The organism is Companilactobacillus versmoldensis DSM 14857 = KCTC 3814, assembly GCF_001434295.1.
In the GTDB taxonomy this organism is placed as follows: Bacteria; Bacillota; Bacilli; order Lactobacillales; family Lactobacillaceae; genus Companilactobacillus; species Companilactobacillus versmoldensis.
On sequence record NZ_AZFA01000004.1, the window covers coordinates 126000 to 141567 of the forward strand.

16 protein-coding genes are annotated in these 15568 nt (G+C 38.0%); 1 reads left to right on the top strand and 15 read right to left on the bottom strand.

Annotation, left to right across the window (positions count from 1 at the left end):
* Positions 1-53: 53 nt before the first annotated feature.
* From FC27_RS03635 to FC27_RS03705, 15 genes are all read right to left on the bottom strand, one after another.
* On the bottom strand, positions 54-419 hold the full coding sequence (locus FC27_RS03635; RefSeq protein WP_010624244.1) for a phage holin family protein: 366 nt from the start codon (positions 417-419) through the stop codon (positions 54-56).
* Entirely contained in the window at positions 416-718 is a 303-nt protein-coding gene (locus tag FC27_RS03640) for a PspC domain-containing protein (protein ID WP_010624245.1), read from the bottom strand. The genes FC27_RS03635 and FC27_RS03640 overlap by 4 nt, the downstream gene beginning before the upstream one ends.
* A gap of 56 nt (positions 719-774) precedes the next feature.
* Entirely contained in the window at positions 775-1458 is a 684-nt protein-coding gene (phoU, locus tag FC27_RS03645; RefSeq protein WP_010624246.1) for a phosphate signaling complex protein PhoU, read from the bottom strand.
* Positions 1459-1469: 11 nt separating this feature from the next.
* Complete coding sequence (gene pstB, locus FC27_RS03650) at positions 1470-2234, bottom strand: phosphate ABC transporter ATP-binding protein PstB (RefSeq protein ID WP_010624247.1); 765 nt, start codon at positions 2232-2234, stop codon at positions 1470-1472.
* 12 nt (positions 2235-2246) lie between these two features.
* A complete protein-coding gene (gene pstB / locus FC27_RS03655; RefSeq protein ID WP_010624248.1) occupies positions 2247-3056 on the bottom strand; it encodes a phosphate ABC transporter ATP-binding protein PstB in 810 nt (269 codons plus the stop codon).
* 1 nt (position 3057) lies between these two features.
* Positions 3058-3945: a phosphate ABC transporter permease PstA gene (gene pstA / locus FC27_RS03660; protein ID WP_010624249.1), complete on the bottom strand. Its 888-nt coding sequence runs from the start codon at positions 3943-3945 to the stop codon at positions 3058-3060.
* Positions 3945-4865 (bottom strand): phosphate ABC transporter permease subunit PstC, encoded by a 921-nt coding sequence (pstC, locus tag FC27_RS03665; protein ID WP_010624250.1) that lies wholly within the window; start codon positions 4863-4865, stop codon positions 3945-3947. Before pstC ends, pstA begins: the two co-directional genes overlap by 1 nt.
* Positions 4866-5744, bottom strand: coding sequence for a phosphate ABC transporter substrate-binding protein PstS family protein (locus FC27_RS03670; protein ID WP_029508152.1), 879 nt, complete (start codon positions 5742-5744; stop codon positions 4866-4868).
* A gap of 366 nt (positions 5745-6110) precedes the next feature.
* A complete protein-coding gene (locus FC27_RS03675) occupies positions 6111-7757 on the bottom strand; it encodes a sensor histidine kinase (RefSeq protein WP_010624252.1) in 1647 nt (548 codons plus the stop codon).
* A gap of 1 nt (position 7758) precedes the next feature.
* Positions 7759-8430: a response regulator transcription factor gene (locus FC27_RS03680; RefSeq protein WP_010624253.1), complete on the bottom strand. Its 672-nt coding sequence runs from the start codon at positions 8428-8430 to the stop codon at positions 7759-7761.
* Positions 8430-9546 (bottom strand): peptide chain release factor 2 gene (gene prfB / locus FC27_RS03685; protein WP_155802106.1). Its coding sequence is split into 2 segments (ribosomal slippage): positions 8430-9473 and positions 9475-9546, totalling 1116 coding nucleotides; the frame shifts between segments, so codons are not numbered across the junction. The genes FC27_RS03680 and prfB overlap by 1 nt, the downstream gene beginning before the upstream one ends.
* Before the next feature lie 43 nt (positions 9547-9589).
* The gene (gene secA / locus FC27_RS03690; RefSeq protein ID WP_010624255.1) at positions 9590-11950 is read right to left on the bottom strand and encodes a preprotein translocase subunit SecA; all 2361 of its coding nucleotides are present in this window, start codon (positions 11948-11950) and stop codon (positions 9590-9592) included.
* Positions 11951-12217: 267 nt separating this feature from the next.
* Positions 12218-12766: a ribosome hibernation-promoting factor, HPF/YfiA family gene (gene hpf, locus FC27_RS03695; protein ID WP_010624256.1), complete on the bottom strand. Its 549-nt coding sequence runs from the start codon at positions 12764-12766 to the stop codon at positions 12218-12220.
* A 97-nt stretch (positions 12767-12863) separates the two neighbouring features.
* The gene (locus tag FC27_RS03700) at positions 12864-13544 is read right to left on the bottom strand and encodes a ComF family protein (RefSeq protein ID WP_010624257.1); all 681 of its coding nucleotides are present in this window, start codon (positions 13542-13544) and stop codon (positions 12864-12866) included.
* Positions 13541-14863 (bottom strand): helicase-related protein, encoded by a 1323-nt coding sequence (locus FC27_RS03705; RefSeq protein WP_082597208.1) that lies wholly within the window; start codon positions 14861-14863, stop codon positions 13541-13543. Before FC27_RS03705 ends, FC27_RS03700 begins: the two co-directional genes overlap by 4 nt.
* Positions 14864-14895: 32 nt before the next feature.
* Here FC27_RS03705 and FC27_RS03710 point away from each other — a divergent pair, with 32 nt between their 5' ends.
* Positions 14896-15534 (top strand): YigZ family protein, encoded by a 639-nt coding sequence (locus tag FC27_RS03710; RefSeq protein ID WP_010624260.1) that lies wholly within the window; start codon positions 14896-14898, stop codon positions 15532-15534.
* Positions 15535-15568: the final 34 nt, after the last annotated feature.

Sequence of the window (15568 nt, forward strand, 5' to 3'; positions counted from 1 at the left end):
TCCACGTCTTTTTATTAATTCTATCATCAAAACGAAAATAAAAAAAACGTGTACTAGACACGTTTTTGAAAATTATTTGCAGCAAAACTATTAATGATCGCATTGCAAATCGCCAAGATGACTGCAACTAACAGGGCTGAACCAAAACTACTGAAATAGAAATGCTCAGCACCGAGAATTGCTGAAGTCAGCTCTAAGGTAATTGCACTGATCACAAATGAGAATAAGCCAAAGGTAATAAAAGTAATCGGAAAAGAAACAATATGTAAAATCGGTTTGATTGTCCAATTTAATAAAACTAATACAACACTAGCAATTATTGCCGTTGCGAACGTATCGATCCGAAACATATTAGGTAGTACTCTGGCAATTGCCATAAATAATAATGTATAAATCGCTGTCTTAATCAGTAACTTCATTTATTTCCTTTCTTCTTTTGCGGATCCCCATGAGTATCTCTTTTATCTATGTGGTAGTGGATCCTATGGAGAACATCATTCATATTATCTTTAATATTGGTCTGCTGGATATTACGATTTTCTGGAATCAGAAAGATACAAGCAATATACACGAGTATCGACAAAAAATAACTGAACGGTATCAAAACGATGAATCCGAGTCGGATCCAAGTGGAATCGATCCCAAAATATTCACCAAGTCCACCACAAACGCCTGCAATAAGTCTATCAGTACTTGATCTGGTCAAACGTTTTTTCATGGTTAACACCTCAACTTGTGACAAAAATATATACCAATGTGGCAGAAATTACAAGGTTACTCGTTATCGTCGTCTGTCACATGCTTCTGACTCAATTCAACCACATGTCCAGTATTTAAGTAAACGACCCATTCACAAATATTTGTTGCGTAGTCACTAACACGTTCCAAGTAACTTTCAACCAACATGTAAGATGAACCACTCAATACATTGTCAACAGATTCTTGCATAGCCTTGATACTGGCATCATTGATCTGTTTGCCCTCCCGATGGATATCACCGTCTTGATCGGCAACTTCACGAGCCATATCACTGTCTTCTTTTAGATAAGCTTCCAAAGAATCTTCAACAATACCAGTTGATAGATCCCCCATATCAGCGATATCTTTTTCGATTTCTGGAATTCTAGTCTTTCCTTTTACACGAATCGTTTCTTGAGCAATGCTGACCGCATGATCCCCCATACGTTCGAGATCCGAACTGGCCTTTAAAACCGTGACCACCATTCGTAAGTCTGATGTTACTGGTTGTTGCAGTGCAATCATCTCGAATGATTTCTTTTCGAGATCGACTTCACGTTTATTGATGAAGCGGTCGTTTTCGATCACTTCTTTAGCTAGAGCTTTATCATGATTTACATAAGCTTTAACAGATTTCATGATTGCTTCACTAGCCATCATGCCCATTTCTGAAAATCTTAAATGTAAATTATTTAGTTGCTCTTCAAATGTATTTCTCATAGCTATCCCCCTTATCCGAATTTACCAGAGATATAATCTTCGGTTTGTTTTTCTCTTGGATTTAAGAAAATATTCTTAGTATCGTTAAACTCAATTAATTCACCATTCAAGAAGAAAGCCGTTTTTTCGGAAACTCTTGAAGCCTGTTGCATATTATGAGTAACGATAATAATCGTATATTTATCCTTCAAAGTTAGCAACATATTTTCGATCTGAGATGAAGAAATTGGATCAAGTGCTGAAGTTGGCTCATCCAATAAAATAATATCTGGTTTAACTGCCAAAACACGTGCGATACAAACACGTTGTTGCTGACCACCTGATAATGATAAGGCTGAATCATTCAATTTATCCTTAACAGTATCCCAAACAGCCGCATTACGTAAGCTAGTTTCTACCGCTTCATCCAGGGTAGCTTTGTCTTTGATACCAGCCAATCTTAAACCATAGACCACATTGTCATAAATTGAGAATGGGAACGGATTAGGTTGCTGGAAGACCATACCAACTTGTTTCCTTAATTCTACAGTATCGATGTTAGGTGCGTAAATATTTTTGCCGTTCAAAGCAATGTTACCAGTGATGGTAACATCAGGAATCAAATCGTTCATTCGATTCAAGCAACGGAGATATGTAGATTTACCACAACCAGAAGGTCCAATCAAAGCAGTAATCTCATTTTTATTAAAATCGAGATTAACTCCCTTCAAGGCTTCTTTCTTTCCGTAAAACAAATGGACGTCTGATGAAGTTAATACTTTTTCTGCTTCAACCATGTTTATCTTCCTTTATCCAAAATGTCCAGATACATACTCTTCGGTCGTCTTGATCTTTGGCCGGGTAAATATCTTTCTTGTTCCATTAAATTCTACTACTTGACCCAGATGGAAAAAGGCAGTGTAGTCGCTGATACGACCAGCTTGCTGCATATTGTGAGTCACAATGATAATTGTATATTTGTCTTTTAAACTAAGCATCGTATCTTCAACATTAGACGTGGATATTGGATCTAACGCTGAAGCTGGTTCATCCATCAACAAAATATCTGGTTTCATAGCAATAGCTCTGGCAATACACAGACGTTGTTGTTGTCCACCTGATAAGGCTAAAGCACTCTTGTTGAGATCGTCCTTTACTTGATCCCAAAGCGAAGCCTGTTTCAAGGTAGTCTCGACTATCTCATCCAATTTTTCTTTATCATGCAATCCATGACGCTTAAGTGCGAAGGTAATGTTGTCATAGATTGATTTTGAAAAAGGATTTGGCCGTTGAAAGACCATGCCGATGTGTTTTCTAGTTTCATAAATATCCACGTCGTCTTTATTGATGTCGAGGCCCCGATACATTATCTGACCTTTGACTTTGGCGCCGGGGATATTGTCGTTCATCCGATTCAGTGATCTAAGAAAAGTTGACTTACCGGAACCTGAGGCTCCAATCAATGAAGTTATTTTATAGCGTTCAAACTGTAATGAGGCTTTCTTCATAGCTTCATTTTCACCATAAAAGACTTGAACGTCCTTAGTCTTCATAGCAATCTCATGTTCATTTTCATCAAGATGATAGATAAATTGTTGTGCTTCTTTTTGTTCTTCCATACTATTCTCCAGTCATCTTCTTATAGACAAAATTCCCAATGTAACGAGACAAAAGGTTGAAAAGTAACACGGCGATGATCAAAACTGCTGATGCTCCGGCTGATACTTGGACTGCATCAGGGATCAATCCCTCAGAGTTAACTTTCCAAATATGTACTGCCAGTGTTTCTGCTGGTCGAAAGAGATTCAAAGGACTTGTGATACTAAAGACATTAAAATTAGTGAAGTCCAGTGGAGGAGCACTTTGTCCAGCTGTATAAATCAAGGCAGCGGCTTCACCGAAAACTCTACCAGCACCGATGATCATCCCAGTAATAATACCAGGTAAGCCATCAGGAATGATTACGTGGATCACGGTTTCCCATTTAGATAATCCTAACGCTAATCCAGCCTCACGTTGCGACTGAGGTACCGAGCGCAGTGAATCCTCAACGTTTCTAGTCAAGATAGGCAAGTTGAAGACCGTTAAGGTCAAAGCACCAGAAATAATTGAAAAGCCAAAATTGAAACTAATTGTAAAAATCAAGAATCCGAATAAACCAACCACGATCGAAGGTAACGAACTCAATACTTCAATCGAAATTCTAATGATATCAACCAGTTTATTTTTACCAGCATATTCGGAAAGATAGATTCCAGCGCAAATGGCGATCGGAATGGAAATCAACATTGAAAGTATCAGTAAGAAAAATGAGTTGAACAATTGTACTCCGATACCTGAACCAGCTTGGAAGGCTTTCGAAGTAGAGGTTAGGAAATGCCAATTAACATAGCGTAGACCACTTCCTAAAATGTAGACCAATAATCCGGCCAAAATCAAAACAATCACAGCCGACATTGTGTAAATCACTGCTGTAGCAATTTTATCTTTATTTTTAGCATTAAACATTAGAATTCCCCCCGCTTTGCGATTGCTCTGATAACGAAGTTAAAGACTAATGACATTAATAATAGTAATAAGGCTAAGGACCATAAAGCATTGTTAGCTGTTGAACCTAAAGTCGTGTTTCCCATATTCATCGTCAAGACACTAGTTAAAGTAGATGAAGGAGAAACTAAGTTTTGTGGTAACAACATGGCATTACCAATTACCATTTGAACGGCTAAAGCTTCACCAAAAGCCCGTGACATCCCGAAAACAACGGCTGTCAAAATACCCGGTGTTGCCGAACGTAAAATAACTTTGGAAATAGTCTGCCAACGAGTTGCTCCCAAGGCCAAAGATGCTTCTCGGTAATATCGAGGAACCGATCTTAAAGCATCGACTGACATTGATGTAATAGTTGGGAGGATCATGACGAATAAGACAAACGAACCCGCCAGGATACCAAAACCACTACCACCTGATATGTTCCTAACGAATGGTACAACGATTGTTAAACCAATGAAACCATAAACAACTGAAGGAATACCGACTAATAATTCAATAACGGGGTGTAAAATCTTCCGTCCCCATTTAGGTGATATCTCAGTCATAAAAATTGCAGCAGCAATAGCAAATGGAGTCCCAATCAGTGCCGCAATGACGGTAACGGCAAATGATCCGACGATCATTGGTGCAGCCCCCAATAACGGATGGCCAGCACTGTCAAGTTTCTTTGGTGACCAAACTGAATGAGTCAAGAAATCGATTGGATTAACGCCATCCTTGAAGAAAATGATCAAACCTCTTGAAGCAACGAAGCCAATGATAGTAACCACTAAAACTACAATGACAGCTGTAAAACTAAATGAAATAATCTTTCCACGTGTTTCACGCTTTGCAGATACTGATTTTTTAAGTAAACTCTCTTTAATTGGATCTTTCAATTACTTTCCCTCCTGTGAAACAGGCGTTACGTTACCTTTAGCATCCTTTTGAAACTTCATTTCATTAATAGGTACATAACGTAATTTTTTAACTACATTATTTTGGACATGGGCAGTCATAACGTAGTTCAAAAACTCTTTTGTCATCCCTGTTGGTTTGCCGTTAGTATATAAATGTTCATATGACCAAATTTTCCAACGGTTGTTTTCAATATTTTCGATAGTTGGCGAAATATTATCGATCTTCATAGTTTTGACCGTATCATTCAGATATGGCATTGCTAGATAACTGATCGAGCCAGCTGTATTATCGACGATTTGTCGGACCATCCCACTAGAATCTTGTTCCTGAGCTCGGACGAATTGGGATTTACCCATAACATCTTCTTGGAATGATGAGCGAGTACCACTACCATCCGCACGGTTAATAATGGTTATTGGTAAGTCCCTTCCACCAACTTGTTTCCAGTTAGTGATCTCACCCGCAAAAATCTCTCTTAATTGTTTGAGCGTTAGTGAGTCAACTGAGACTTTCCGATTAACGATTGGTACCATGCCCACAGCGGCAATTCGATGATCGACTAAATTGGAGGAATCAATATCACTTTTCTGTTCCGCAAATAGATCTGAATTACCAATATCGACGGCACCTTGTTGAATCTGGCTTAACCCTGTACCAGTACCGCCACCTTGAACATTGACGTATTGGTCAGGATTATTCTTTGTAAATTCTTCACCGGCCAATTCAACCAATGGTTGAGCAGCTGAAGATCCAACCGCTGTGATGGTTTGTTGACCAGAACTACCCTTACAACCAGTTAAAACCAAAACTGCTGAAAAAAGCAGGGCAAATAAAGCAATGATTCTTTTTTTCAATATTCTCACCTCTACTGCAACTATCTTTTGAAGAATATTGGACGTGTATACATCAAATTTACGATATATAACTCAACTGCAATATCAAAAAATGGATAGTAGCAACCCTTTTGAATCTTTATCTTAAGCAATCCTAAAGTGATTTTTTAAATAATAAATCAACTCGCAAACGCCCACTGTAAGTAAGTCCCTAAATACATCAACTTACATAACTTCTCATCTTTTCACACTGTAGCATTCAGTTGTATATTTTCTGTATATTTTTTGACCCTGAAATCAAAAAGTAATAGTTAAATTCTCATATCAAAAAAAAATAATTTTATTCTCACAAAAAAACGCCAGTCATACATGACTGGCATTACTTTTATTTTATAAGGGAATCTCAAAAGTGAATTTGGTACCCAAACCCAGATTAGATTCAATTTGTAAATTGCCGTCAAGACTATCCAAAGTTTCCTTAACGATGGCTAATCCCAGACCAGTTCCACCAGTTTCCAGACTCCGAGAACGGTCAACACGGTAAAATCTTTCAAAGACTCGTTCTTGGTCAGCTTGCGAGATACCAATACCATTATCGGTAACACTGACACGTAATCGATTCTCAACCTCATCATGATGGACCTCAATCGTGATTTGGCCATTTTCCTTGTTATAAGAAACAGCATTCTTGATCAAATTATTCAAGATCAAATCGACTTTCGATTTATTGATGGTAACTTCCTTGTTGCCAAAAAAGCTCTTTTCGACCTTTAGATGATGTTTATCAATAGCCACTGCCATACTTTGCAAGATACCGTTTAAGTCGTCTTCCATATTGACTGGTTTCGATTTTTCGGTATCCTTAGTGATCTTCGACAAGGACAAGATATCTTGAATCAAGTCGGTCAAACGAATACTTTCGTTGTGAATGATCTGCAAGAAGTGTTCCCGTTTCTTTGGATCATCGGCCGCACCGTCTAACAGTGTCTCTGAGAATCCTTCGATCGATGTGATCGGTGTCTTCAACTCATGACTGACATTATTAACAAAGTCGACTTGCATTTGTTCCATCCGTCGACTGTCAGTTAGGTCATAGAGAATTACTAAAACTTGCTTATCATAATCCTCACGTGAGTGAACTAAATGGATCACATTGGCATCCACATAACGTTGGGAATTACCGACTAACTGGATCTCACGACGATGATTTTTATTTTTACGTAAGGTGTGTTCGATCATGCGACTTAAGCCATAAGTCTTAACGTCCTCAATGAACGGATGAATCTCATCTGAGATATTAACGTCAAGCAAGGCTGCCATAGCCTGATTATGCAAGAGAACCTCTCCTTGGGAATTCAGCAACATTACACCAATTGGTAAATGTCCCACTAAACTCTTAAATCTCCGCTCTCTTAATTTCGCATTATCACGCAAGGAGCTAATATCTTTGTTGATATGATTGGTTTCTTCGACTAATTCGTATAGATCATCATCTGGAGACAGGATCAATGAGGACATGTCTTTGTTCTTACGAACGCGTCGTAAGTTGTGAGTGACCCGTTCGATATCTTCACGGATGCTTTGCCGTTGACGATAATAGATCAAAATAATTGAATCAGTGATGATGAAATAAAGAATCGTCAGCAGTGCAAAGGAAATCCAATTTTGATTCCAAAGCCGTGAATACTTTTTAGCGATGACGTGATTGCCTTCATTGAATTTGTAGTACATTGTCCGATTCCCAAAGGATTCTGACGTAGCATACTGTTCACTCAAAGACAGACTGCCTCGATGGACTAGGTCGGCTGCGCGTTGAGAGATTTTGCTTTTATCATTGATGTTGATATATTTCAGACTGGTATAATCAGCAGCTGAGTCTTTGGAATGATTTTTGCGTAATTCAGTAAAGGACTCAACTTCTTCACTGAAGGAATTTTGTTGAGAGTTACTCAAAATATTATCCGCAAACAACGCTAGTGCGATAAAAAGGAATACGGAAATAATGATCGACACTACTGGACCTAATCTTTTTTTCATCTTACACCTCGAGTATGTATCCAAATCCATGGACTGTTTTGATCAACTTGGGATCTTTTGAATCTATTTCGATTTTATCACGTAAATGGCTAATTTGAATATCAACCATCCTAATTTGTGAATTGGAGTTAATACCCCAGACGTTATCGAATATCTGATCCCGTGAAACGACGATACCTTTGTTATTGATCAGAAATTCGAGTAATTCAAACTCTTTTCGAGTCAAGGAAATATCTTGACCATCCATGTTCAGGCTCTTTAATGACTGGTTAAGTTTAAAAATTCTCTCTGGAGCTTGGGAACGATTAGTTCTTCTGAGGACTACTTCGATCCGTGCTAAAAGCTCTTTGACCGAGAATGGTTTAGTCACATAATCATCAGCACCACTAACTAAACCATCGATTTTATTTTCTTCGGTATCTACCGCTGTCAAGAAAATGACTGGCGTCATATCCGACATAGAACGAAGTTTTTTTAAAACATGTAAGCCATCAACCTTGGGCAACATTTGATCCAATAGAATCAAGTCATACTTTTCAATAGCTAGTTTGTCCAAGGCCATTTGTCCGTCAGTTGCACGATCAACTAAATAGCCATTACTTTCTAAATTGTATTCGATCAATTCTAAAATTGCCGGTTCATCATCTACGCATAAAATTTTTTTGTTTGTCATTACTTTGGATTTTCTCCCTGTAATTTCCATTGTAAATAAGCATAAATAAATGGATCTAGCTCACCATCCATGACTGCTTGACCATTACCTGTTTCATAGTTGGAACGGTGGTCCTTGACCATCGTATATGGGTGAAAGACATACGAACGGATCTGTGAACCCCAACCGATATCCAACTGTTCACCCTTGATCTCAGCATTTCGTTTAGCTTGCTCTTCTTGTTCCAATTGGAACAATTTTGCCTTCAACATGCTCATCGCTGTTTGACGATTTTGCAATTGTGACCTTTGTGCTTGTGAACTAACGACGATTCCAGTTGGCAAGTGAGTTATTCTGACCGCTGAGGAGGTTTTATTGATATGCTGTCCACCAGCACCAGATGACCGAAAAACGTCGACACGGAGGTCATCATCATTAACATCGATTTTGATTGAATCATCAAGTTCAGGCATTACATCAACGGAAGCAAATGAAGTATGTCGTCTACCGGCCGAATCAAATGGTGAGATCCGGACCAACCGATGAACTCCTCGTTCTGAACGTAGTAATCCATAAGCATTGAGTCCTTTGATCATGATCGAAACACTCTTGATACCTGCTTCGTCTCCTGGTTGATAATCTTCAAATTCAACCTTGAAATCATGTTGATCGGCCCAACGTTCATACATTCTCAACAACATTGCACCCCAATCTTGTGATTCGGTACCACCAGCACCAGGATGGATTTCTAAAATAGCATTATGTGAATCATACTCTTCTGACAGGAGCATCGTTAATTCATAAGAACGTAGTTCTTGATCGACTGTCTGGCAATTGTCAGTCATTTCTGACAACATCTCAGGATCATTATCTTCTTCATAAAGTTCAGCAGAAACCTTTAAATCATCGACTGATTGTTCCAATTGCTTAAAGTTATCAAATTTGTTTTTTAAATTATTCGTCGTGTCAATTAACTGTTGAGCCTTATCATGATCGTCCCAAAAGCCATCTTGCGTCATCTTTGCTTCATTTTCAGCAATGTTTTCTTCGAGACTATCGAGGTCAAAGAGACCCCCGGAACTGATTTATTTTGCTCTCAAATTCTTGTAATTTACTTTTGATCTCGCTAAATTCCATATATTCACCTTTAAATAAAAAAAGCAGGCCAGCGGCCTGTTTTTTATCTTTCCATGTTTTGTCTAATTTCGGCCTTCATGAACAATCTCGTTGTATCGTAGTCGATATCAGAAATCATTTCTTCAAACATCCGATATCCTTCTTCTTGATACTCAACTAATGGATTAAGTTGTCCATATCCACGTAGTCCAATTGATTGACGCAATTGATCCATTGCATCAATGTGGTTAGTCCAGTGCTCATCAACAACTCTCAAGATAACAACCTTTTCGAATTCAAGCATTTGAGCTGGATCACCAAGGTCTTCTGACTTCTTATCATAGTTTTTATGAACTAAGTCCATCAAATATTTCTTGATACCATCAGCATCACGCATTTGGATGTCAACGACACTAAAACTATCATCTGAAACTAATGCAGCTTTGACGAAGTCAACGATAGCTGGTAGATCCCATTCTTCCTTCTTGCCTTGTGTATGAACATCAACATTAGCATCGATAGTTCTTTCGATCATTGGCATTAAGACTTTATCGAGATCTTCATCTTCAGAGATAACTTCCATCCGCTCTTTATAAATAACCTCACGTTGTTCACGCATAACATCATCGTATTGTAAAGTATTCTTACGAGTATCGTAGTTGTTACCTTCAACACGTTTTTGAGCAGATTCAACTTGACGAGTCATCATTCGACTTTGAATAACAGCATCGTCATCTTCAATTTTAAGTGTATGTAAAACACGTTTGATCCGGTCTGAACCGAAACGCTTCATCAAGTCATCTTCAAGTGACATGTAGAATTGAGTTTCACCAGGATCACCTTGACGACCAGAACGTCCACGAAGCTGATTATCGATACGACGTGATTCATGTCGCTCAGTACCAAGGACAGCTAAACCACCGACATCAACCACGCCAGGTCCTAATTTAATATCAGTACCACGACCGGCCATGTTAGTAGCGATAGTAACCGCACCACGTTGACCAGCGTTCATGATGATTTCAGCTTCCTTAGCATGGTTCTTAGCATTAAGAACCGCATGTGGGATACCTTTTTGATCAAGCAATTTAGAAAGGTATTCAGAAGATTCAACCGCAACAGTACCAACTAGGATTGGTTGACCTTTAGAATGTCGTTCTTCAATATCTTTTACAACTGCATTGAACTTACTCTTCAATGTTGGGTAAAGAACATCTTCTTTATCATTACGGATAACTGGTTTGTTAGTTGGGATCGAAACAACTTCCATGTTATAGATTTCTCTAAATTCTTCTGCTTCAGTTTTAGCAGTACCAGTCATACCTGACAACTTGTCATACATACGGAAGAAGTTTTGGTAAGTAATATTAGCCATAGTCTTAGTTTCATCTTGGATATCAACGCCTTCTTTGGCTTCAATAGCTTGATGCAAACCATCTGAATAACGACGACCCTCCATAACACGACCAGTAAACTGATCAACGATTTTTACTTGATTATCTTGGACCACATAATCAATATCCAATTTCATGATCTCATTGGCACGCAAAGCTTGATCCAAATGGTGGTTCAAAACAGTGTTGTCAATATCATACAAATTATCTAGGCCAAAGTAATCTTCAGCTTTACGGATACCTGTTTCAGTCAAACTGATTGATTTTGTAGGCCAGTCGATCTTGTAATCTTCTTCAACTAAAGTCTTAACAAAACGGTCAGTTCTAACATACATAGCAGTTGATTTTTCAGCTGCACCAGAAATGATCAAAGGTGTTCTAGCCTCATCGATCAAAATAGAGTCAACCTCATCAACGATAGCAAAGTTCAATGGACGTTGTACCATTTGCTCTTTATAAACAACCATGTTGTCACGCAAATAGTCGAAACCAAGTTCACTATTAGTTGAGTAAGTAATATCACAATTGTAAGCGTCACGTTTTTCTTCAGCGTCTAATTGGTTAACATTCAAACCAACAGTTAGACCGAGCCACTTGTACAATTCACCCATCTCTTTAGCATCACGGCCTGACAAGTATTCGTTAACAGTAACAACGTGAACACCCTTGCCAGCTAATGCATTCAAATAAACAGGTAATGTAGCAGTTAAGGTCTTACCTTCACCAGTCTTCATTTCCGCAATATTACCTTCATGCAAAGTAATACCACCGATCAATTGAACTCTAAAAGGATAGAGACCCAAAACTCTTTTAGCACCTTCACGGGCGGTTGCGAAGGCTTCTGGCAAAATATCATCCAATGTTTCGCCCTTTTTTAATCGCTCTTTAAACTCAGGAGTCTTAGCTTGAAGTTGTTCGTCAGATAATTTGCTATAAGGTTCGGCATAAGCCTCGATCTTATCAGCAATTTTACCCATACGTTTAACTTCTCTTTTATCACTTTCGACCCATCTTCTTAATGGATTTGCCATATTTGTATATCTCTCCTAAACGTTATAAACATATCTACTATTCTATCATTATTTGATGTACTTTTAAACTTAATGTTGCTGAAATCTAAGTACACTTCCAGAACATTAATTCTACACCAATTTTTTTAAATATCTAAGATAAAGCACCATCTTAGAAAAATTGTTACACATTATTAATATTGAAGCTCTTTCATAACATTTTTTTATTCAAAAAAATAAGATATCCCTTTCGCAGGATATCTCATCAGTAGTAATATTCAAATATTTTTATTCATTAGTTTCGATCAAGCCATACTTACCATCGTTACGTTTGTATACGATGCTAGCTCCGTTAGTTTCTGAATCTTCAAAAATGAAGAACTCATGGCCAAGCATTTCCATTTGAAGGACAGCCTCTTCAGCATCCATAGGTTTTAGTGATAGACGCTTTGTTCTGACAATTTCTGATTCGTCTTCCTTAGCATCTTCGGCAGGTACATCGTCAAGAGGAATATCCTTGATACCTGGTTTGTCACGGTCTTTACGGTTGACCTTAGTTTTGAACTTTTTAATTTGTCTTTCAAGTTTGTCAATTACTAAATCAATACCGGCATACATATCGTCGTTCATTTCTTCAGCTCTTAACGTGATATATGGGAGTGGAATAGTAACTTCGACCTTAGTACCTTTAGATGGATAAATCTTCAAATTGACATGAGCAATTGGATTACTATCCGGACTAAAATATTTCTCCATTTTGGTAACTTTCTTTTCAACATATTCACGAATTGATGGAGTTACCTCAATGTTTTCGCCACGTACATTAATTGTTAACATAAAAACCTCTCCTTCCGGTGATAAGGAATAAATAAGAGTCTTAATCAACTCTTCACTTTGATTATATAATTCTTAGGACAAACTGGCAACGGTTTCACTAACGTGTTAATGAAAAAGTATAAATATTTTGAAAACCATTGATTTCTAACAAATGTCGTGCATGTAAGATAGTTCGCCCCGTGGTATAGATATCGTCAACGATTAAAACCTTTTTTTGCGAGTCACTTTTCCGAAAACCTGGACCCAGCCTGAAAGTCTGTGGCGTCCTCATTCGCTCCCGCTTATTTTTCTGTGATTGTGGTTTGTCAGAATCATTTTTTTTAAATAGTTTTTCCAATTTAAAAATATTTCGATATAATTCATAAACCGGATCGAATCCTCGCAATTCCAAATGACTCTGAGACGACGGCACATAGGTCACCAAATCAAATTTATTTTTTTGTGCCCACACCTGAAGATCTTTTTGGAACATGTCAGCCAAGATGACATCCCCATAACGTTTATATTTTTTGAAATAATCATGCATAAAGCGATTATAGCTAAAAATAGCTGAATGATAATTAGTTAATTGGTATTCCTTTTGCCAAATAAGACAATCTTGACAGACGGCCTCCTCACCAGATTTACTACAATAATTGCAGCCAGACTCATCATTTAAAATTTTTAACTGTTGCCGACAAAAATGACACAGATTATCAACAATGATCCTTTCCAATCCAATTATTTCTCTAATAGTCAGCTGTTGAAGGATAATTTGCCCACAATTCAAGCATTTCATTTATTTACCGCCTGTTGATTGATCTGCTTGATCTGACAACAAGCTGATTTGATTTTTTGATCATAGTACTGGTAAAAGAAATGGACTAGATCATCGGCGGCATCTTTAAAACGTCCAGCACGGCCGGCAATTTGTATCAAAGCCGTTTTGGAAAATTCTTCACTGTCAGCATCGATCACGATCACTGCTACCTTATGGAAAGTTACCCCACGTTCCAAAATGGTTGTTGTCAAAATAGCCGAAGCTCTTTCCTCACGGAATTGTTGCACCTTTTTTAAGCGTTCAGAATCTTTTGAACTGACGGTAACAAATTTTAAATTGGGCCATTTTTTCTGGAGTGAGACCGCAAATTGCAACATCTCAGGTATCCTTGGAAAAAACAACATGAATCTAGTTTGGCTTTTGATCAGACTGGATAACATTTTCTTAATTCGGGGATTGATCCCGAGAAACTGACTTTTTTTGAGTAACAGATGTGTCTGTGGTTCTGGTAATGGATGACCGTGAAATCGTTGATAAAGCTTTGACAAGCTTATTTTTTTTGTTTTTACATTGGCCAACAATTCTACAGGTGGAGTTGCTGATAGATAGGTGATACTTCCGGAATCTTTCTTTGCCTTGTAGATTGCTTGATGCAGCATCTCATCTCCTGCTAATGGGAAGGAATCCACTTCATCAACGATGATCAAATCAAAGGCGCTCTCAAAGCGAATCAATTGATGCACTGTACTGATCATGATTGGCGTTGGAAAATAACTTGTTTGTGATTGACCGTGAAATAAGCCAATGGGGACGTTTCTAAAGGCCTGCTGCAATCTTGGTTGAAGTTCTAGGCAAACATCCACACGGGGCGAACAAATGGCCACGCGCTTATTCTGAAGCAGTGCTTCGTTTATCAGTGGATAGATTATTTCGGTCTTCCCTGCACCGGTTACTGCCCAAATCAAATGATCTTGTTGTTTTTGAAAAGCTGATTTAGTTTCTTGAGCCACTGTATCTTGCAAGTTCGTCAGTTGGCCCTGCCAAGTCATTGGTGTTTTGGGGATGTGAAATGACAAATTACTATTCGTGATGATCAATTCGTCCCCCTTCCGTAATTTCCCAAAATTCAAACATGCCCGACAATACATTTTTTGATCATGAAAATCAGCTAGATCAATCTCAGTTAAACAGCGTCGACAAAAATATTGAGACCCTTCTTGATAAATAACTGGATATTTCTTACTACCTAAAGACATTAATTGACTTATTTGTTGGTTGGTTAGTACCCTAGTATTAACGATACGACCACCAAGTAATTCTTTAATATTTTTTTCCATATAACTAATTACGCAAGAAAAGAGGAACTTTTTTGGAAAACTACAAAACCATTGCAAAGAGTGATAGCTATTTAAAAGAAATCAAAAAATCAAAATTTACCGTTCACTTAGCTCAAACTAATTCCGAACAAGAAGCAAAAAATTTCATCGACAAGATCCGTCAACAAGAATCAGGTGCAACGCACAACTGTTTTGCTTTCATTGTCAGAGAAAATGTCTTGATTGAACGGATGTCCGATGATGGTGAACCAAGTGGTACGGCTGGATCACCGATTCTGAACGTTTTACAGCAACAAGAAATGGAAAATGTCACGGCTGTTGTAACTAGGTATTTTGGCGGTATCAAGCTAGGAGCTGGCGGTCTGATCAGAGCTTACTCTTCCACCACCGCCGAAGGGATCAAAGAAATCGGCTTGATCGAAAATCGACTCCAACAAGGCTATCAACTGGAAATTCCCTACCACCTTTATGACAAGTTCGAAAATTACGCCAAAAATGAACAGATAAATCTGGAGAATAAACAATTCTCAACCGATGTATCCGTCAATGTCTTTTTTGACCTAGATAATGAAGCAAACGAAGTCCAGCAATTAGTTGATCAGTTTCAAAATCAAATTAAATTTACTAAAACTGATCAAGAGTTCAAGCAGGTACCTATCTCAGCACATTGACCTTCATAACAAAAAAATGGGTCTAAACTTTCTG

Coding starts and splice junctions, on each gene's coding strand:
- hpf (WP_010624256.1), bottom strand. CDS start 12,766: ATGTTAACAATTAATGTACGTGGCGAAAACATTGAGGTAACTCCATCA.
- secA (WP_010624255.1), bottom strand. CDS start 11,950: ATGGCAAATCCATTAAGAAGATGGGTCGAAAGTGATAAAAGAGAAGTT.
- FC27_RS03680 (WP_010624253.1), bottom strand. CDS start 8,430: ATGACAAACAAAAAAATTTTATGCGTAGATGATGAACCGGCAATTTTA.
- FC27_RS03705 (WP_082597208.1), bottom strand. CDS start 14,863: ATGGAAAAAAATATTAAAGAATTACTTGGTGGTCGTATCGTTAATACT.
- pstB (WP_010624248.1), bottom strand. CDS start 3,056: ATGGAAGAACAAAAAGAAGCACAACAATTTATCTATCATCTTGATGAA.
- phoU (WP_010624246.1), bottom strand. CDS start 1,458: ATGAGAAATACATTTGAAGAGCAACTAAATAATTTACATTTAAGATTT.
- FC27_RS03640 (WP_010624245.1), bottom strand. CDS start 718: ATGAAAAAACGTTTGACCAGATCAAGTACTGATAGACTTATTGCAGGC.
- FC27_RS03700 (WP_010624257.1), bottom strand. CDS start 13,544: ATGAAATGCTTGAATTGTGGGCAAATTATCCTTCAACAGCTGACTATT.
- FC27_RS03675 (WP_010624252.1), bottom strand. CDS start 7,757: ATGAAAAAAAGATTAGGTCCAGTAGTGTCGATCATTATTTCCGTATTC.
- pstB (WP_010624247.1), bottom strand. CDS start 2,234: ATGGTTGAAGCAGAAAAAGTATTAACTTCATCAGACGTCCATTTGTTT.
- pstA (WP_010624249.1), bottom strand. CDS start 3,945: ATGTTTAATGCTAAAAATAAAGATAAAATTGCTACAGCAGTGATTTAC.
- FC27_RS03635 (WP_010624244.1), bottom strand. CDS start 419: ATGAAGTTACTGATTAAGACAGCGATTTATACATTATTATTTATGGCA.